The organism is Iodidimonas gelatinilytica (assembly GCF_008579125.1).
Classification (GTDB): domain Bacteria; phylum Pseudomonadota; class Alphaproteobacteria; order Sphingomonadales; family Rhodothalassiaceae; genus Iodidimonas; species Iodidimonas muriae.
Map to the genome: position 1 here is coordinate 180,556 of NZ_BKCL01000003.1, position 18,870 is coordinate 199,425.

General features: G+C 57.4%; 16 protein-coding genes and 5 pseudogenes. 9 read left to right on the top strand and 12 right to left on the bottom strand.

All coding sequences use genetic code 11. From position 1 onward, the window contains the following. Positions 1-11 precede the first annotated feature (11 nt). From JCM17844_RS05665 to JCM17844_RS17175, 4 genes and pseudogenes are all read right to left on the bottom strand, one after another. Positions 12-200, bottom strand: coding sequence for a helix-turn-helix transcriptional regulator (locus JCM17844_RS05665; protein WP_150000053.1), 189 nt, complete (start codon positions 198-200; stop codon positions 12-14). After that, positions 197-583, bottom strand: coding sequence for a hypothetical protein (locus tag JCM17844_RS05670; RefSeq protein ID WP_150000054.1), 387 nt, complete (start codon positions 581-583; stop codon positions 197-199). The genes JCM17844_RS05665 and JCM17844_RS05670 overlap by 4 nt, the downstream gene beginning before the upstream one ends. Positions 584-650: 67 nt before the next feature. Beyond that, positions 651-1,190: a tyrosine-type recombinase/integrase gene (locus JCM17844_RS14545; RefSeq protein ID WP_210431444.1), complete on the bottom strand. Its 540-nt coding sequence runs from the start codon at positions 1,188-1,190 to the stop codon at positions 651-653. A gap of 169 nt (positions 1,191-1,359) precedes the next feature. Beyond that, a pseudogene (locus JCM17844_RS17175) lies at positions 1,360-1,635 on the bottom strand (site-specific integrase); the annotation flags it as partial. 51 nt (positions 1,636-1,686) lie between these two features. On the opposite strand from JCM17844_RS17175, the gene JCM17844_RS05680 reads away from it, so the two are divergent. Further along, positions 1,687-2,229 carry a PAS domain-containing protein gene (locus JCM17844_RS05680; protein WP_150000055.1) on the top strand — a complete coding sequence of 181 codons (543 nt, stop codon included), beginning with the start codon at positions 1,687-1,689 and terminating at the stop codon, positions 2,227-2,229. Between the two features lie 103 nt (positions 2,230-2,332). Here the strand turns inward: JCM17844_RS05680 and fsa are convergent, their stop codons facing one another. Continuing rightward, on the bottom strand, positions 2,333-2,986 hold the full coding sequence (gene fsa, locus JCM17844_RS05685; RefSeq protein WP_150000056.1) for a fructose-6-phosphate aldolase: 654 nt from the start codon (positions 2,984-2,986) through the stop codon (positions 2,333-2,335). Positions 2,987-3,111: 125 nt separating this feature from the next. Between fsa and JCM17844_RS05690 the strand changes: the two are divergent. Continuing rightward, positions 3,112-5,321: pseudogene (locus tag JCM17844_RS05690) on the top strand (primosomal protein N'). A 147-nt stretch (positions 5,322-5,468) separates the two neighbouring features. Here JCM17844_RS05690 and JCM17844_RS16440 read toward each other — a convergent pair. The 3 genes and pseudogenes from JCM17844_RS16440 to JCM17844_RS16450 form a co-directional block, all read right to left on the bottom strand. Next, positions 5,469-6,347 (bottom strand): annotated as a pseudogene (locus tag JCM17844_RS16440) (gamma-glutamyltransferase family protein); the annotation flags it as partial. Continuing rightward, positions 6,335-6,517: a gamma-glutamyltransferase gene (locus JCM17844_RS16445; RefSeq protein WP_150000187.1), complete on the bottom strand. Its 183-nt coding sequence runs from the start codon at positions 6,515-6,517 to the stop codon at positions 6,335-6,337. The gene JCM17844_RS16445 and the pseudogene JCM17844_RS16440, both read right to left, overlap by 13 nt. Then, positions 6,514-7,107 (bottom strand): gamma-glutamyltransferase, encoded by a 594-nt coding sequence (locus tag JCM17844_RS16450; protein ID WP_210431447.1) that lies wholly within the window; start codon positions 7,105-7,107, stop codon positions 6,514-6,516. Before JCM17844_RS16450 ends, JCM17844_RS16445 begins: the two co-directional genes overlap by 4 nt. Positions 7,108-7,268: 161 nt before the next feature. On the opposite strand from JCM17844_RS16450, the gene JCM17844_RS05710 reads away from it, so the two are divergent. Both JCM17844_RS05710 and JCM17844_RS16455 read left to right on the top strand, forming a co-directional pair. Continuing rightward, entirely contained in the window at positions 7,269-7,865 is a 597-nt protein-coding gene (locus JCM17844_RS05710) for a P1 family peptidase (protein WP_210431448.1), read from the top strand. Continuing rightward, positions 7,810-8,172 (top strand): P1 family peptidase, encoded by a 363-nt coding sequence (locus JCM17844_RS16455; protein ID WP_268885077.1) that lies wholly within the window; start codon positions 7,810-7,812, stop codon positions 8,170-8,172. Before JCM17844_RS05710 ends, JCM17844_RS16455 begins: the two co-directional genes overlap by 56 nt. A 23-nt stretch (positions 8,173-8,195) precedes the next feature. Here JCM17844_RS16455 and JCM17844_RS05715 read toward each other — a convergent pair whose 3' ends face one another. The 4 genes from JCM17844_RS05715 to JCM17844_RS05730 all read right to left on the bottom strand — a co-directional run bounded on the left by JCM17844_RS05715 (position 8,196) and on the right by JCM17844_RS05730 (position 11,740). Beyond that, positions 8,196-8,423: a DUF1150 family protein gene (locus tag JCM17844_RS05715; RefSeq protein WP_150000058.1), complete on the bottom strand. Its 228-nt coding sequence runs from the start codon at positions 8,421-8,423 to the stop codon at positions 8,196-8,198. A 1-nt stretch (position 8,424) separates the two neighbouring features. After that, positions 8,425-8,904 (bottom strand): Hsp20 family protein, encoded by a 480-nt coding sequence (locus JCM17844_RS05720; protein WP_150000059.1) that lies wholly within the window; start codon positions 8,902-8,904, stop codon positions 8,425-8,427. A 200-nt stretch (positions 8,905-9,104) separates the two neighbouring features. Further along, positions 9,105-10,433 carry an SPOR domain-containing protein gene (locus JCM17844_RS05725; protein WP_150000060.1) on the bottom strand — a complete coding sequence of 443 codons (1,329 nt, stop codon included), beginning with the start codon at positions 10,431-10,433 and terminating at the stop codon, positions 9,105-9,107. 575 nt (positions 10,434-11,008) lie between these two features. Beyond that, the gene (locus JCM17844_RS05730) at positions 11,009-11,740 is read right to left on the bottom strand and encodes an AAA family ATPase (RefSeq protein ID WP_150000061.1); all 732 of its coding nucleotides are present in this window, start codon (positions 11,738-11,740) and stop codon (positions 11,009-11,011) included. A gap of 337 nt (positions 11,741-12,077) precedes the next feature. On the opposite strand from JCM17844_RS05730, the gene JCM17844_RS05735 reads away from it, so the two are divergent. From JCM17844_RS05735 to JCM17844_RS05755, 5 genes and pseudogenes are all read left to right on the top strand, one after another. Continuing rightward, positions 12,078-13,214, top strand: coding sequence for an SPOR domain-containing protein (locus JCM17844_RS05735; RefSeq protein WP_210431450.1), 1,137 nt, complete (start codon positions 12,078-12,080; stop codon positions 13,212-13,214). Between the two features lie 48 nt (positions 13,215-13,262). Further along, a pseudogene (locus JCM17844_RS05740) lies at positions 13,263-14,236 on the top strand (HpcH/HpaI aldolase/citrate lyase family protein). A 148-nt stretch (positions 14,237-14,384) separates the two neighbouring features. Continuing rightward, positions 14,385-15,334: pseudogene (locus tag JCM17844_RS05745) on the top strand (acetyl-CoA carboxylase carboxyltransferase subunit alpha). 381 nt (positions 15,335-15,715) lie between these two features. Further along, entirely contained in the window at positions 15,716-17,605 is a 1,890-nt protein-coding gene (locus tag JCM17844_RS05750; RefSeq protein ID WP_150000063.1) for a ribonucleoside-diphosphate reductase subunit alpha, read from the top strand. Between the two features lie 16 nt (positions 17,606-17,621). Next, complete coding sequence (locus tag JCM17844_RS05755; RefSeq protein WP_210431451.1) at positions 17,622-18,857, top strand: serine hydrolase domain-containing protein; 1,236 nt, start codon at positions 17,622-17,624, stop codon at positions 18,855-18,857. Positions 18,858-18,870 lie beyond the last annotated feature (13 nt).

Here is an 18,870-nt window from a genome sequence, read left to right on the forward strand (position 1 = left end):
AGGGCAGGGGCTCAGGGCTCGAAAATGTCTTCGATCCGCAGCCCGAATGTCCCGGCAATCTTGAAGGCCAGTGGCAAAGACGGGTCGTATTTGCCTTTTTCGATGGCGATCACCGTTTGCCGGGAAACCTCCAGCTTTTCCGCCAGGATGGCTTGGCTCCAGCCCTTGGCGGTGCGTAAATCTTTCAAGTGATTGTTCATCGATAGCGCCCGGACACAAAGATTCGCGCCAGCGCATAAACGCCGAACAGGGCGGGCATGATCCAGATGGCGGGCAGGCGCGGCATATCCGGGATGCCTTCGATAAAGCCCCAGGCAAAGCTGCCGCATCCCACCACCAAAACGGAAATCAAAAGCGCTTCAAAGGCCAGCTTGCGCTGAAACTCATCCCAGCTTTTGGCAAAGGCCAGAATCGCGTGCACCACCAGTAATGCGGGAATCATCGGCACCAAGGCCAAAGCAACCAGCGCCAGACGGGGTATTTCAATGCTATTGGCCATCCAATTGGCGCCAAAAACGGCAAGGGTATAAAGCACGAATCCGATGGTGATCCGGCGCTTGTAAAGGCTGAGAGGGGTGCTCATTGATGGCTCTCCAAATATGTAAAGTGTCCTTTACTTAATCCGGAGGCTGCGGCATGTCAAGCAAGCTTTACTTTTTGCCGGACCTCTTTGCCCCGGTGGCGCGGGGATGGGCGTTTTGGAAGGTTTTCAACAACAAGGCAGAGTCCACATCCGCATAAAGCTGGGTGCTTGACAGGGAGGCATGCCCCAGCAGTTCCTGAATGGTGCGCAAATCGCCGCCCGCCCCCAAGAGATGGGTGGCAAAGCTGTGGCGCAAAGCATGGGGCGTGGCGCTTTCGGGCAGGCCCAAAGCAATGCGTGCCTGCCGCATGGCCGCTTGCACCGCCCGTGGCCCCAGCCGCCCCCCGCGCACCCCTAAAAACAGCGGCGCGTCGCCTTTGGGGCTGTAAGGGCACAGGGCCAGATATTGGTCGATGGCGGTGCGTACGATGGGCAAAAGCGGCACCAGTCGTTCCTTGTTGCGCTTGCCTATAACCCGCAGCATATCGCCGTTGTTCAAATCTTTGGCGGCAAGCGACAAGGCTTCGGAAATGCGCAAACCGCCCCCATAAAGCAGCATCAGAACGGCCATATCGCGCGCCGCCACCCACTTCGGGGGCTGTATCACCGATGCTGTCGATCACTTGGCGGGCATTGTCTTCGCTCAAGGGCCGGGGCAGGGAGCGGGGTTGTTTGGGGGTGCGTACCGCCGCCAAGGCTTCGCATCTTATGCCTTTATGGCGGTCAAGAAAGCGGAAGAAAGACCGCACCGCCGATAAAGCCCGCGCCAAGGATCGGGGGCCCAGGCCATCTTTTCGACGCTTTGAAAGAAAGGCGCGGAAATCGGAAACATGTAAGCTGGAAAGATCGGCCGATTTATTCATTTTTCCTTTGTATTCATTTAAAAATTTAAGAAAATGCACAACATCATAAAGATAGGACGAAACCGTATGCGTGGATGCACGCTTTTCAGAAGAAATATAACGCCGCCAATCTTGTAAAATATCTATCACCGATGGATCAAGAAAGGCATTTATGGTTAATTCATCTGTAAGTCTATCTTGCTTATGCACTCTTTACCTGCGATTATTTGAATATTCGGGCGTATTTAAAGAGTTCAAAATTTGGATCAGGACACCAAATCTTCTGTGGTCGAGGGTATCCCCGGGCCGTCTTTTTCACAAGGCAGGCCATCGGGGCAAGCGCTGGACAGCTTTTCCGCGCATTTTCGTAATGGGTGTTGTCGGCAGCTTTTTCGCTATTGGCTCAGTAAGTGTGATGCCCAAAATATTCCTTGTCGGGCTGATATCCAACCGGTTCAAATGAAAAGCCTGCTCTCCAAACTCACTTTGTGGGATTATGTGCCGGAAGAGGAAACCGCGCGTCTGCGTCTTGTGGGAACGGAGCTGGATCATCTCTTGCCGGTAAAACCACAGGGCCAGTTGCTTGCGGATGTGATCCCCGAAGACTGGATGGCAGTGATGCGGACGCAAAGACATGCGTTTTATAAAAAGCGCTGCCCGGTTTATTTCACCCTGTCATTGGCCTCTTTGGGGCGCGCTCATGTGCAGTATGAACTTCTGTGCCTGCCTTTGCGCAAGATTGGGCCGGAGACCGCCATGGGCATTGGCTTGCTTGATCGGCTGGCCTTGCAAAAAGCCGCCTGATCCCGTCGGCTTGATTATGCTTTTCGCCAAAAATCAAAACGGCCCAGGCGGGAAGTGCTCCCGTCTTGGGCCGTTCATGCTTTTTTGTAAGGCTTTTTGCGCCTTATAAAATGCTTTGGCCGGTGGTTTCCCAATCCTTCAAAAAGCCTGCAAGACCTTTATCAGTGAGCGGGTGATTGGCCAACTTGCGAATCACATCGGCGGGCATGGTGGCCACATCGGCGCCAATGCGTGCCGATTCCAGAACATGGACAGGATGGCGGATCGAAGCGACGAGAATTTCCGTATCGAAGCCATAATTGTCATAGATGACGCGGATATCTTCGATGAGATCCATGCCATCAAAGCCCACATCATCATGCCGCCCGACGAAGGGAGAGATGAAGCTGGCTCCGGCTTTGGCGGCAAGCAAAGCCTGATTGGCGGAAAAACACAGAGTGACATTGACCATCACGCCGTCGTTCCTGAGCGCCTTGCAGGTTTTGAGGCCATCCATGGTCAAGGGCACCTTGACGGCTATATTGTCGGCGATGGCGGCCAGTTTGCGGCCTTCTTTCAGCATCGTTTCGAAATCGAGAGCAACGGTTTCGGCGGATACCGGGCCATCGACAATGGCGGCAATTTCCGCCACCACTTCGAGAAAATCGCGGCCGGATTTCTTGATCAGCGACGGGTTGGTGGTCACACCATCCAAAAGGCCGCTTTCATTCAACTCGCGGATATCCTTGACATCGGCAGTATCGACAAAGAACTTCATGATGACTGTGCCTTACGCTATGGGGGATGGGCTTGTGCTATCGCGTTGGTTCGGGAAATGCAAGAAAAGGCGGTGATGGCGTTGGCTTTGATGCGCTGGCCCGCTAGTCTTGATCTGTGAAGAATATGCCCCCTCAAACAGTTTGCCACACATCCGCACCGCACCGCGTCAAGGTGCTGTTGCCCATGCCTTTTGATGCGCCTTTCGATTATGCGGCAGCGGACCCGAAACCTGCACCGGGGACCATTGTTCGGGTGCCCTTGGGAAAGCATCTGCGGGTGGCTGTGCTGTGGGACGATGATGAAAAGCCGGCAGCAGGCAAAAAGCCGGTGGCCGATAAGCGCCTGAAGCCTGTGGACAGTGTTTTGGATGCGCCGCCCATGTCCGGCAAGATGCGGCTCTTCATTGCATGGGTGGCGCATTATACACTATCGCCTTTGGGGGCGGTGTTGCGCATGGCGCTGCCGGCGCAGGTGGTGGATGCAGCAGCCCCCACCCAAACGGTTTGTGTTCTGGCGGGCGATCCGCCTGCAAAGCTGACCAATGCGCGGCGCAAGGTTCTGGACGCGGCGCAACGGCTTGGCCCCAGCACTGTTGCATCCTTGGCCAAAGCTGCAGATGTGAGCGATGGTGTGGTGCGCGGTCTGGTGAAATCCAAAACCCTGATCACCCGCGAGATAAGCCGCGACAAGCCTTATGACCAGCCGGACCCGGACCGCCAAGGACCGGATTTACGCGAGGAACAGCAAATCGCAGCGACACAGCTGCGCGCTGCGGTTCTGAAGCTGCCTTTGCGCCCATTTTGTTAGAAGGGGTGACCGGTTCAGGCAAAACCGAGGTTTATTTTGAAGCGGTGGCCCAAGCCTTGCGCCATGAAGGCGGGCAAGTGCTGGTGATGCTGCCCGAAATTGCCCTGACCAGCCAATGGCTGGACCGGTTCGAGGCGCGATTCGGGGCGCGGCCGGTGGAGTGGCATTCCGATTTAAGCCCGGCCGAACGCCGCCGTGCATGGCATGGGGTGGCGTCTGGCTCGGCGCGTATTGTTGTGGGGGCCCGCTCGGCCTTGTTCTTGCCTTTCCGCGATTTGCGGTTGCTGGTGGTGGATGAAGAACATGACCCCAGCTTCAAGCAAGAAGAGGGCGTGTTATATAATGCCCGCGACATGGCGGTGGTCCGCGCCCGGTTCGAGGCCTGCCCCATTGTTTTAAGCACCGCGACTCCGGCGCTGGAGACACTTCTCAATGCGCGGGACGGGCGCTATGGGCATCTGGTTTTGGCCGCGCGGCATGGAGCCGCACAATTGCCCACCATCAGCGCCATCGATTTGCGCAGCACCCCGCCTGAAACGGGGGATTGGCTGGCCCCGCCTTTGGCCAAGGCCATCTCCCAGACACTGGCCGAAGGGGAGCAGGCGTTGTTGTTCCTCAATCGTCGGGGATATGCACCGCTCACTTTGTGTCGCGCCTGCGGAGTGCGGTTGGAATGTCCGCATTGCACCGCATGGCTGGTGGAGCACCGCTATAAGCGGCAGGTGCAGTGCCATCATTGCGGATTTTCCATGCCCGCAGACCCGGATTGTGCGTCTTGCGGGGGTACGGACTCCATGGTTGCCTGCGGTCCGGGGGTGGAACGGGTGGCCGAAGAAGTGATGCGCCGTTGGCCACAGGCGCGTCTGGATGTCATGACCTCCGACACCATTACAAGCCCTGCAAAAACCCGCGAACTGGTGGCCCGTATCGAGGCGGGGGCGGCGGATATCATTGTCGGCACCCAGATCATCACCAAGGGCTATCATTTTCCCAAGCTGACCTTGGTGGGGGTGGTGGATGCGGATCTGGGCCTGCGGGGCGGTGATTTGCGTGCCGGAGAACGCTGCTGGCAACAAATGGTGCAGGTGGCAGGGCGGGCCGGTCGGGCCGAGCGCGCCGGCCATGTGTTTTTACAGACCTATGATCCCACCCATCCGGTGACCCGCGCCTTGATCGAAGGCGACCGCGAGGCGTTTTTAACCCGTGAAATTGAAGAACGGGAACGGGCCGGAATGCCGCCTTTCGGGCGGTTGGCAGGGGTGATTTTGTCCGGCCCGGATCTGGACGCTGTTTCGGCGGCGGGCAAGGCTTTGGCACGGGCCGCGCCCATGCAGCCGGGGATTTCCGTTTATGGCCCCGCCCCCGCACCCTTGGCCCGTTTACGCGGCCAGCATCGGCATCGCCTGCTGATCCAAACAGCGCGCAAGCAGCCCATCCAGACCATCGTCCAGAATTGGATCAGCCAGGTAAAGCTGCCCTCTTCGGTGCGGCTGCGCATCGATGTGGACCCTTATAGCTTCCTGTAAGACAGGGTCAGTCCCCCAAGGGAACACCTTCACGGCGCGGATCGGCCCCGCTTGATAGGTGCGGCCTTTTCCATCGGCGTCATAATGAACGGTGAACCCATGCAGCCCGGAATTTAGCGTGCGGGCGCGCACTTGGTGGCCAAGGGCGCTCAGGGCTTCGGTTTGCGATGTGATGGGCGTATCGCGCTCGATCTCCAACACACCATTGCGGCCAACCAGATTGGGGGTGGAAATGGCGTCCTGGATCGACATGCCCCAATCCAGAACCCCCAGCACGGTTTTTGTCACATAGCTGATGATGCGGCTACCGCCCGGCGATCCGATGGCCATACGCACCCGGTCTTGATCGTCGAACACAATGGTGGGGGTCATGGAGCTGCGCGGCTTTTTGCCCGGTTCTACCCGATTGGCCACCTTCACGCCCTCCAGCTCTGGTGTGAAGGAAAAATCGGTCAGTTGGTTGTTGAGGATAAACCCGTTGCTCATCAAGAAGCTGCCAAAAGCAATCTGCACGGTGGTGGTAAACGATACCACATTGCCATCATCATCCACCGCAACCATATGGCTGGTGGAGGGAATATCCGGCCCCATATTGGGAGCGAAAACAGCACCATGATCGCGCGGCGGATCACCGGCTTTGGCTTCTCCCATGGATTTTCTGGGATCAATCAAGGCCCGGCGTTTGGCCAGATAGCCGCGGTCGATCAATCCCTTCACCGGAACCGGTACAAAAGCCGGATCGGCAGAAAATACATCCCGGTCCGCATAAGCAAGCTGGCTGGCTTCCGCATAAAGATGGATGGCATCTGTGGACCAAGGGGCAAGTGACGGCAGATCAAAGCCTTCCAAAATGCCCAATATGGCCAGCATGGTGGTGCCGCCCGAAGATGGCGGGCCCATGGAGCACACTTTGTTGGAACGATAAGGCGCACAAACCGGCTCCCGCTTGACCACCTTATAAGCGGCCAGATCTTCAAGGGTCAGCGCACCGGGGGCAAAGGGATTGTTGGCGATCACATCCACCATATCCTTGGCAATATCGCTTCATAAAAGGCGGAAACACCTTGCTGGGCGATCTGGCGCAGGGCTTTGCCATAAGCGGGGTTTTTAAGCATATGGCCTTGCGGCTTGGCCTGCAAATCCTTGGTGAAGAAATACGGTCCGGCGGCTCCCAGATCCTCAAGGCTCAGATTCATTTTACGATAAAGGGCGGCGCGGCTATCCAGCAGATAAAACAGGCGCGGTGAAATGGCGAAGCGTTTTCCGCCAGTTCGATGGCTGGCTCGAACACTGTGGCCCAAGACAGCTTGCCATGGTCTTCATGGGCCTTGGCCAACATGGCCATCACCCCCGGCACGCCCACGGCACGGCCCCCAAGGGCGGCATCCAAAAAGTCCAAGGGGTTGCCATTTTCATCCAGAAACAACGAGTCGTCCACACCCATGGGAGCGGTTTCGCGGCCATCATAGGCCACCAATTCCTGAGTATCCTGATCGAAATGCAGCAAGAACCCGCCGCCGCCAATGCCGGAAGATTGCGGCTCCACAAGGCTGAGCACCGCCTGCATGGCAATGGCGGCATCCACGGCACTGCCCCCGGCACGCAGCATGCGAAGGCCGGCGCGGCTGGCATGGGGATTGGCGGCTATGGCCATATGCTTTTTGGCCTCGACCGGTGCATTTTCCGGCATGTGGGCCTGCGCGGATTGCAGTGGGGCCGCTGTTCCCGCCACCAGAAAACCAAGAGAAACAGCAATGGATTGCAGGATGCGGGCGGGGCGGAGCATGGGCACTGTCCTTTTTCTTCAAACGAAGCTGCACACTATACTGACTGGCGTCTTTATGAAAAGACCGGAAAACAAGGGCAAGGCGCTGTGCCGATAAGGCTGGTGCGGGGCCAAACCGGTTTGGCATTGCCGTTGGATAGAACACACAGTACCGTCCGGCCATGACCGATGAAGCCCTTTATCCCACAGAAAACGACCGAATCACCGATATTGACGGAATTCTGGTCGGCAACAGCCATGATGCCGCTGTGCGCTCTGGCACAACGGTGATTTTGCCCGATCAACCCGTAACGATGGGTGTTGATGTGCGCGGCGGAGCGCCCGGCACCCGCGATACCGATGCCCTGGACCCCACCTGTCTGGTGAACGGCTTTCATGGCCTGGTGCTATCCGGCGGCTCGGTGTTCGGGCTGGGGGCTGTGGATGGGGTTGTGTCCTGGTTGTCGGAACGGGGGCGCGGCTTGTCTTTGGGCGCATGTATCGTGCCGGTGGTGCCCGGAGCGATTCTGTTCGATCTGGCCAATGGGGGCGACAAAAACTGGGGGGCGCTGCCACCTTATCGGGCTTTGGGGATCAAAGCCTGTGAAGCGGCCTCTCGCACAGTAGAAGAAGGAGCCGTCGGCGCGGGATTCGGTGCCTTGGCAGGGGAGTCGCCGGGGCGGCCTTGGCACGGCGGCCTTGCGCTCTGCCAGCGGTTTTCATGTGGGGGCTTTGGTAGCGGTCAATTCCTATGGCCCGCCGATGGACGATCAGTTTGACCGTATTCCCTTGCCCAAGGAAGGGTTGGTGGGGGCGAATACCACCATTGCCGCCATCGCAACGGATCTGGCGTTGGACAAGGCCGGGTGCAAGCGGCTGGCGATCATGGCGCAAGATGGGTTGGCGCGCAGCTTGCGCCCCATTCATACGCCCTATGATGGCGATACGGTCTTTGCGTTATCCACCGGGGCGATTTCGCCGCCCGAGCCTTTTTCCCGCAGCCTGCTTGTGGCCGGTGCCATGGCCGCGGATGCCTTGGCGCGGGCGGTGGGCAAAGCCCTGGCGGCGGCAGGGCGGGCAGAATAACACCGCGTCATGCCGGTGGTTTCTCAGTGCACGGAAACTGGCGACAGTTCATTGGAACGCGCCGCCAGAACCGCTTCTGAAAAGCTGGGAAGATTGGCCAGCTTTGTGCCATCGGCGGCATGAACGGAAAAGGTCTTTTGGCCATTTTTATCAATCACCGGGCGGATATACACCAAATCCGGCGCACCCAGTTCGGCGAATTCTTCGTCGCTGAAACGGTCGTCTTTCAGAAGGATGGTGCGATGAGCCATGTCATCCTCCTTCTTGTGAAACCGTAGAGGGTGCTCCGTCCGTTTTATGATGAACGGTGCGGCGACGGGTTGGTTCGGGTTTAATCTCGATGGTTTTGACAATCCGTTCCGGCTCTGGCCTGATCAGGTCGATATTGAGCAAGCCATTATCAATGGAGGCCCCGGAGACATCCATCCCCTGGGCCAACACGAATTTGCGCTGGAACTGGCGCGCGGCGATGCCGCGATGCAAAAATGTCCGGGTGTCTTCATCGGCTTGGCGACCGCGAATCACAAGCTGATTGTTTTCCACAGTAACGTCGAGATCCTCTGGCGCGAACCCGGCCACGGCCAAGGTGATGCGCAAGGTGCGATCATCCAGATGCTCGATATTATAGGGGGGATAGCCACCATTGCCGCTTTTTGCAGCCATATCCAACATATGTTCGATATGATCAAAACCCAAAAGCAGGGGGCTATTGAAAACCGATAAACGCGACATTCCTCATCCTCCTTGCGAAGCGATCAGACGCAACCGATCCCTGAAGGGCATCGCTGGCGCTTTTTACAAAGGCAAAGCCTCCCCGACTGGGCGGGGCTTTGTTATCGGTTTAATGTGGGGGGCTGACGCGGTTCGATCAAGAGGCGCGTTTATACGGGCCTCTGATCGGTACCGGTTTTCACGAGTCGCTTTCGTCTTCTTTATGGTTCTTTATGGGCTGCAGGCAGGCGGCCTTCCACCGGCTCGGGTGGCCGGATCCAGCATGGCGCACCCGCCGCTTTCAGATCCGCGCAAACCTCGCGGGCTTGTTGCAGATCGCGTAAGGGGCCCGCATTCAGACGATAGAAGAACCCACCCGGTGGTGCTTTGCGCTCGCCAAAATCCACTTCCGAACGGCGCGGCTCCAACGGTTCCAGAATAATACGGTATTTATCCCAGTAATATTTTTGTCCGCGAATCAATTGGTCTTTGGTGCGATATGCGGCCACCTGTACCGACCAGCCTTCCGGCTCGATCAGCGGCGGCAGACCGACAGGTTCTGGCTCAGGAATGGGTTCCGGCTCCGGCTCAGGTTCCGGCTCCGGCTCTGTCACCAACCGCTTGGCAGCGGCTTTTTTGTCGTCGGTTTCATCAAAGACCAGAATGCCTTCATCGGACAGGGTGCGTTCCGGTTCCTGTGCGCCCAGAATCAGCACCTTCACCCGTTCCGAAGGGGGCAGGGCGGCCAATTCCCGGAAGAACAAAAGCGTTTCGGATGCCGATTGGTTGTCCAGATCCACGCGGGCCATTTCACCGGCTTTTTCCATATCGCCTGCAAGCACATAGGCCAGAACCAGATTTTGCCGGTGCTGGGCTTGGGCTTTTGGATCGGCCACCACCTGTTTCAACAGATCGATAGCGGCCTGATGGTCCCCATAAAGTGCATGGCTAAGGGCCAGATTGCTGCGCATATTCACATCATCGCCCCCTTGACGCACGGCAAGGGCATGGGCGGCAAGGGCATCGCTGTGGCGGCCAAGGGCATCCAGCGCCACCGCGCGACCGGACTGGGCCTGCGCCCCGCCACCGGAACGAAGGGCGGCATCAAAATTGTCCAAAGCCATTTGCGGGCGGCCAAAGGCCAGATTCACTTCGCCCAGTCCCAATTGGACCGCTGCCGATGAGCTGTTTTTTCCCGCCGCAAGCAAAAGGGTTTCTTCGGCTTTTGCATATTGTCCTACAGCCGCAAAAGACCGCGCCAGTGCTGCCAGCACATCGGCTTTTTCCTGACCGCCTTCAGACCAGGCTTGCCGGTAAAGTGGAATGGCGGCGGCATGTTGTCCGGCATCGGCCAAGCGCTGTGCCACGGCAAAAAGCGGGGCGTTCGGCTCATCGATGTTCGTGTTGACCCGGGCTTGGCGCTCAACCGGTTGAGAGGTGCAAGCCGATAAGGCGGCAAGGCACAAAACCAAAGCCGATCCGCGCAAGGCCGTGCGTGCGATGCGGGGAAAAGCTGCTTTTCGGGCGATGGGCTGATGGATCACTGTCACCTGATTTTGCCTGACCGTTGTCTTTGCCTGTTGTCCTGTCGCTTTCAGGATTGATGTGCCGATGTTTGAACCTGCTGAGCCAGTGAGCGATTCAGACAAGGGCAGCCGGAAAGCGGTTCCGTATAGTTTCCTAAAAGGTCATCCAATGCCTGCATTAGCAAGTCCTGCGCGGATTTATTTGTGTGCGCGGCCATGAGCTTGAGGCGAAGATGTCTTTCCTTATCAAGACGGAGCGTAAGAGCGATTCGTTTCTTATCCGTTACTTTATCGCCTTGTTCCGTATTTCTTTGTTGTCTTTTTGGGCTTTGTGTTCCCGACAGGGCCTTTGTCGGGGAAGAGGGGGCCGGGGGCATGGGGGCCTGTGCACGGCCAATCCCGTCAAAGGATGAGCGGTCCGCAGCCAAACTGAGACGCTGACGCTGAAGCGCTGGCGTGGCATCGCCTTTGCTGGCCAGCAGGTTTGCGGTCAATCTTGCTGCTGTTTTCATCACCGGGGGTCCTTTTACAACAATAGCTACAACGCTTTATGCGGCGGGGTTGGGGGCTGATACAGGATAGGAAGCAAGGCGCGTTCATCAGGCGGTCGGGGTGCCTATAGGGTCGCTTTTGCGCCCGAAACTGCGCGATGCGGTGCCATTGGCCAGCGGGCGTGTGCTGGTGCGGCCATTGAAGATGGTGCGGCGGTGGCAGCGCTCCAGCCGATCATGCAAATATGTCCAAAGGGTTTCCACTTCGCGTGCGGATTTGCTTTGGGCATTCACTTCCATCACTGTGCGGCCATCGATCATCGAGGCGGCAAAATCCGTACGCTGATGCATGGTAACGGGGGCAACGGTGCCATGCTGCGAAAGGGCAACAGCCGCATCGGCGGTGATTCGCGCCCGTGGGGTGGCGGCATTCACAACGAACACCAAAGGCTTTCCTGCCCGGTCCACCAGATCCACTGTGGCCCCTGCGGCACGCAGATCATGGGGCGATGGGCGGGTGGGAATCACCACCATATCGCACACGGCCACCACACTTTGGATAGCCATGGTGATGGCGGGCGGGGTGTCGATCACCGCCAGCTTGAAGCCTTGACTCCGCAGATCGTCCAGATCGCTGATCAACCGGGAAATAGAGGTGCGGGCAAAGGCTGGGGCAGGATCGGCCCGTTCATTCCACCAATCGGACAGGGAGCCTTGCGGGTCTGTATCCACCAAAACCACAGGACCGGCCCCGGCACGTTGTGCGGCCACGGCCACATGCCCGCTCAGGGTCGTTTTTCCCGAACCACCTTTTTGAGATGCAAAAGCCATCACACGCATGAGCCAAACCCTTCATCAAATGCCTGAAGTTCAGACCGGTTCCTCGGCCTTTTCACTTCAAATAAAATAAGATAAGCCGTTTAAAGAAGCGTAAAGCGATAGAATAAAGATAAATAAAAACTGATATAACCGGATAAAAATTTCCGAATATTTTTATATTAATATAATTATTGCGGCTGATGTCATGCAGGGACGTGATGTTTGGGAGATAGACCCATCGCCCGCTTTTCGCTAAGCATGCGAGAGGTTTCATCTCTGTTTATAAAGAAGGCCCCAATCCGTGACGAGGACGCCGACTGTGCAAGTGATCGATGCGATGTTAACGACAGGCCAGAGGATGCTGTTAAGGCTGGCTATTCTTGGTATGGCCTTTTGCTCTCAGGTGATTTTGACCGAGGCTGTCTTGGCGCAAGAGACGGGGACATCCTCTGCTTCATCTCAGGATGTTTCTGCTTTGGATATTGGCCGCAGCCTTTATTTCAAAGGGGATTATCAAGGCGCTTATGCGGCATGGCAGCCCTTGGTGGATGCGGGGGATGCCCGTGCACTTTATAATATGTCGACGCTTTATCGGCGGGGGTTGGGCGTGGACGCCGATGCAGAGCGGGCCTTGGCGCTTTTGACGGCCTCGGCAGAAAAAGGCTTTGTGGAGGCGCAATATCTGTTGGCCAGCCAGCAATTCGAAGCCGATATAACAGACGAGGCAGCCCGCCAAGCGGCGGTGCGCTGGTGGTTGGCGGCAGCGCGACAAGGGCATGCCTTGTCGCAATATCGCCTGGGATTGCTCTATTGGAATGGCGATGCGGTGGCTCGGGATCTGGTGCGCGGCCATGCCTGGATGCGTTTGGCTGCAGACCAAGAGATGGAAGAAGCCCAAAAAGCATTGGCCACCATGGACCGTTATATTGATGCGGATCAACGCAGCCAATCGGATCGTTTGGCGGGGCGTTTGGTGGATAGAGAGGCCGTGGCTGAACGGCAGGCTGCCGCTGTGGAATCGGCACCGGCCTCTGCTGCAGTTGCGACTCCCGCTCCCACTCCCACTCCCACTCCCACGCCTGCCCCGGCGTCTGCCCCTGCCCCGTCCCAAGAAAAACCGGCAATGAAAAAGCCAGTTATAGAAAAGCCCGTGGAAGATGTGGCAGCCAAAGAAGAATCGCCAAGAAATGCTCAGGAAGACACACAAACACCATCCCCAACGACAGAGATGGATTTTGCCCAAAGCTGGCGTTTGCAGCTGGTGGCTTTGCGGCAAGAAGCGGATGTGGAGGCGCAATGGCGGCGAATGTTGGCGGATGCTCCCGATCTTCTGGGGGGGCTGGAGCACCGGATCGTTGCGGTAACCATTGCAGAACGGGGCACATTTTATCGTTTGCAAGCCGGGCCTTTTGCTTCGCGGGGGGATGCGGATACCCGCTGTCGGGCGTTGAAGGCGGCGGGCTTGGCCTGTTTTATCTTGTCGCCGGGGCGCTGATACGGAACGATCAGGAAATCCCACAGACATATCCAGAAAGGATGGCCGATGAGCTTTACCGACATCAAGGACGCGACGGCGCGGATCAACCGCTCGGAACTTGCGGTGCCCGGATCGAATCGTCGTTTTTTGGAAAAGGCGGCCCAAGCCAAGGCCGATGTGGTGTTTCTCGATTTGGAAGACTCCGTCTCGCCAGAGTTGAAAGACGAGGCCCGTAAAAATGTCATTGAAGCGCTCAATGATCTGGATTGGGGCGAGAAGACAGTCTCTGTGCGCCTGAATGGCCTTGATACCGCCTGGACCTATCGCGATGTGGTGGATGTGCTGGAACAAACCGGAGAGCGGCTGGATCTGATGATGCTGCCCAAGGTTGGCGTGGCGGCGGATGTCTATGCGCTGGATGTTCTGGTGTCGCAGGTGGAACGGGCGAAAAGCCGCAAAAAGCGCATCGGCTTTGAACTGATTATCGAGTCGGCTTTGGGGCTTGCCAATGCCAATGCCATCGCCGGGGCCAGCCCGCGCAATGAAAGCCTGCATTTTGGTGTTGCGGATTTCGCCGCTTCGGTGAAGGCGGATACCACCCAGATCGGCGGGCCCAATCCGCGCTATGCCGTTCTGACCGATCCTTTGGATGATGCAGGCCATCGGGAGGTGCATTGGGGTGATATGTGGCATTATCCGGTGTGGCAGATGGTGGTGGCGGCGCGGGCCCATGGCTTGCGGCCCATTGATGGCCCGTTCGGTGATTTTTCCGACGAGGCGGGCTTTCGGGCCCATGCGGGCCGCGCCATGGTGCTGGGCTGCGAAGGCAAATGGGCCATTCATCCAGTCAGGTGGCCTTGGCCAATGAGGTGTTCAGCCCCTCTGATGCCGAGGTGGCGAAGGCCCGGAAAATTCTGGAAGCGATGGAAGAGGCGCGGGCGCAGGGGCAAGGGGCTGTGGCGCTGGATGGCAAGCTGATTGATCTGGCCTCCATTCGTCAGGCCGAAGCGATGGTGAAAAAAGCAGAGCAAATTGGCTGAAGCCATGCGACGATCACCAGAATTTGGCGACATTTGTAGACGGCTTTGGCGTCTGTCATGGTATTCTGTGGTGTAAAACAGTCGGCTAGCGCTTGACTTGCCGGGCGGCCTTGCCCACTTTGCCCGACATATAAATGTGGATGGACGCATGATTACGTTTCTCGATTTCGAAAAGCCTATTGCCGAGCTAGAGGGTAAAATACGCGACCTGCGCAAATTGTCCGGTGGCGATGGCAGTATGGATCTCAGCGATGAGGTGGACCGGCTGCAATCCAAGCGCGACCGCTTGTTGGGTGAGGCCTATGCCGGTTTGTCGCCTTGGCAGAAAACACAAGTGGCACGCCATCCCGAACGCCCGCATTTTTCCGATATTGTCGCCCATCTGTTTACCGATTTCACTCCCTTGGCCGGTGATCGCAGCTTTGGCGAAGATCAGGCTTTGATGGGCGGATTGGCCCGTTTCAATGGCCGTTCCGTTCTGGTGATGGGGAATGAAAAGGGAACCGATACGCCCTCGCGCATCAAGCATAATTTCGGCATGTCGCGCCCCGAAGGCTATCGCAAGGCGGTGCGGTTGATGGATCTGGCGGATCGCTTTGGGTTGCCGGTGCTGACCTTTGTGGACACGCCCGGTGCCTATCCCGGCATCGGGGCCGAAGAGCGCGGCCAATCCGAAGCCATTGCCAAATCCACCGAGCGCTGTTTGCGTTTGGGGGTGCCGGTGGTGGCAACATCGTGGGCGAAGGCGGCTCGGGCGGCGCTGTGGCGCTGGCGGCGGGGAATCGGGTGCTGATGTTTGAACATGCCATCTATTCGGTGATTTCACCCGAAGGCTGTGCATCCATCCTGTGGCGCACCTCCGACAAGGCGAAAGATGCGGCAACGGCGCTTAAAATCACCGCCCAGGATCTGGTGAAGCTGGGTGTGGCCGATGGTATTATTCCGGAACCTTTGGGCGGTGCCCATCGCGAGCCGAAACGCGCTCTTGATGCGCTGGGAGAGGCGGTACAAGACGCTCTTTCGGAGATGGATGGCATCCCGGCGGACCGCTTGCGGCAATTGCGTCGGGACCGCTTTCTGGCCATTGGACGGCTCTAGGTCGATCTCGCGGCAGTTTGGCGGATGCTCACGCCTTTGATGGGGCGTGCCCTTCCAGATATTGTGTTGGCATGTGCACGACTCGCGAAAGTGCGGGCTTTGTGAAGCCTGTATCTGCCGAGGACATACTATATATAGTTATCGTGCGAATTTTCTTATCAGCATGTTGACCCATAGCCGCCAATTCCATAGGATTGGCCGGTGTCGTCAGGGATCCCTTGGGGCTGGATTATCCTATGAGATAGGGTCAAACGGTTTGAACAAAAACATGAATTTTGTTTTGTTCGACATTTGTTCTCGTGTGACGCACACTAAAAAGCTCTCGTTCTTTGCCTTGGCAAGGGGATGTGGGGTTGGTCGGGTAAACAGGCTAGATTGAGGATGGACAAGGTGTTTGAGGTCACCCATTTCGAACACCGCGCGGCGGTTTCGGTCGATCGCGCGCGTGATGGCTTGCTGACGGAGTTCGGCAAAGCCACATTGGAAGACCGGTATTTGATGCCCGGAGAATCCTATCAGGATCTGTTTGCCCGCGTTGCCAGTTATTATGGTGATGATGAAGGCCACAGCCAGCGTCTTTACGACTATATCTCCAAGCTGTGGTTCATGCCTGCAACGCCGGTGTTGTCCAATGGCGGCACCCATCGCGGCCTGCCCATTTCCTGCTTCTTGAACGAGGCGGAAGATAGCTTGGGCTCTATCGTTTCGCTTTGGCAGGAAAATGTCTGGCTGGCCTCAAAAGGAGGCGGCATCGGCAGCTATTGGGGCAATTTGCGCTCGATCGGTGAAACCGTGGGCGGCGTGGGCAAGACCAGCGGTATCATTCCTTTTGTGCGGGTGATGGATTCCCTTACCCTGGCCATCAGCCAAGGGTCTTTGCGGCGTGGATCGGCGGCGGTGTATTTGCCGGTGAGCCATCCGGAAATCGAGGAATTCATAGAATTGCGCCGCCCCACCGGTGGCGATCCCAACCGCAAGGCGTTGAATTTGCATCATGGGGTGCAGATCCCCGATGCCTTTATGCGGGCTGTGGAATCCGATGAGCAATGGGCGCTGACCAGCCCCCGCGATGGCCATGTGGTGCGCACCGTTTCGGCCCGATCTTTGTGGATCAGGCTGTTGACCGCCCGCATTGAAACCGGCGAGCCTTATTTGGTATTTTCCGATACGGTCAACCGCGCCATCCCCGAGCATCACAAGCTGGCGGGGCTAACGGTCAAGACCTCCAATTTGTGTTCCGAAATCACCTTGCCCACCGGCCGCGATCATCTGGGTGAAATGCGCACCGCCGTGTGCTGTTTGTCGTCGCTTAATCTGGAACGGTTTTTCGAGTGGCGCAACGAGCCGCAATTCATTCCTGATGTGATGCGGTTTCTTGATAATGTTTTGCAAGATTATATCGACAAGACCGAAGGCGTGGACGGCCATGCCCATGCCCGCTATGCGGCCATGCGCGAGCGTTCCGTGGGGCTTGGCGTGATGGGCTTCCATTCCTTTTTGCAAAGCCAGATGGTTCCTTTTGAATCGGTGCTGGCGAAAAGCTGGAACTTCAAGATTTTCAATCATATCAAGGACGGTGTGGATGCCGCTTCTGCCGCTTTGGCAAAAGAGCGCGGACCGTGCCCCGATGCTGCCGATTATGGCATCATGGAACGCTTTTCCAACAAGACCGCCATCGCGCCCACGGCCTCCATTTCCACGCTTTGCGGGGGTGCGTCGCCGGGGATCGAGCCAATTGCCGGAAATTCCTATGTCCATAAAACCTTATCGGGCAGCTTTAATGTCAGAAACCGGCATTTAACGGCGCTTTTGGAAGAAAAAGGGCAGAATACCGAAGAGATATGGTCGTCCATTACCACCCATGAAGGCTCGGTGCGGCATCTGGATTTCCTGACTGATGATGAAAAAGCGGTGTTTAAAACCGCCTTTGAGCTGGATCAGCGTTGGGTGGTGGATCTGGCGGCAGACCGGGCTCCGCTGGTGGATCAGGCGCAATCGGTGAATGTGTTTATCCCCGCCGATATTCATAAGCGCGATCTGCATCAAATCCATTTCAGCGCGTGGAAGAAGGGCCTGAAAAGCTTGTATTATTGCCGCTCCAAATCGATCCAGCGCGCCGAAGTGGTATCGGGAAAGCTTGCACCAATGGCCAAAGGTGCCAGTGAAACGCCGCCCTCGCCGGATGGCATCGAGATTCCCATGATCGCTGGCGATCATGGCGGGGATGCCGTGTCGGTGAAAGATTATGAAGAATGTCTGTCTTGCCAATAAGTGAATGAGTATCTGTGTGAGTTGGGGCGGACTGAAGGGGCTTCTGGCCGGGGCAGTGCTGTTGTTTGCGCCCCTGCTGGATGCGCAGGCACAAATGCGGCTGCCACCGGAGCCGCGTCTGGCTCCGGATAAAACTCTGGAGATTTTTTCAGACAAGCTGGACCGGGCGGTGAAAACCGGTGATTTTGTCGGTCTTGCTGTGGCGGTGGTCAAAGATGGCGACATTGCCTTGCTGCGCACTTATGGCAAGCGCGCTGTCAATGCCCCCGACCCCATCACACCCAGCACCCGTTTTCGCATTGCCTCTTTGTCCAAGGGCTTTGCCGCAGGCCTTGCGGCCCAATTGGCAGACAAGCACCAGCTTGATCTGGAAGCGCCGGTCAAGCCTTATGCGCCGGGCTTCAGGCTGGCCCGTTCCGATGAAGCGGAAAAAGTGACCATCGCGCATATCTTGTCGCATCGCACCGGCTTGCCGCCTTATGCTTATGATAATTTACTCGAGGCGAATGTTCCTGTTCCCACCATTTTCGACCGGCTGTCGCGGGTGAAAATGATTTGTCCGGTGGGCCGCTGTTATAGCTATCAGAATGTGGCCTATAGCCTGATCGAACCGGTGGTGGCCAGCATCAGCGGCGAACCCTTTGAACGGGCAGTGGCCAATCATTTGTTCAAGCCTTTGGGCATGAAGGCTTCTTACGGGATGTCGGCATTCCAGAGTGATGATAATTGGGCGCGTCCGCATGTGCGCGGCCGGTCCGGTTGGCGTGTCGCGCCGCCGGATGAAATGTATTATCATGTGCCGTCGGCGGGTGGGGTGAATGCCTCGATCGAAGATATGGCCCGTTGGCTGCAAGCGCAGATGGGGACCATGCCCGATGTGTTGTCGCCCAATGCGCTGGCTTTGATGCAAACGCCCCGCGTGCGCACACGAGCCGAATTGCGCCGGGTGCGTTGGCTCAAAAACCGGGTAACCGATGCCCATTATGCCTTGGGCTGGCGAATCTATGAGTATGCCGGGCGGTCCATTGTGATGCATAATGGTGGCTTGCAAGGCTATCGGGCGCAGATCGCTTTTCTTCCGGAAAAGGGGTTGGGTGTGGTGGCTTTGTGGAACTCCATGAGCAGCCGGGGCTGGGCGATGATGCCCACCTTGTTCGATGCCTATTTCCGGCTGGAAGATGAAGATTGGCTGCGATTGGATTGCACGCAGGATCAGCGCGGCACGCGTCGGGTTTCCTGTGCGTCAGATTAAGCCTGTGTATCAC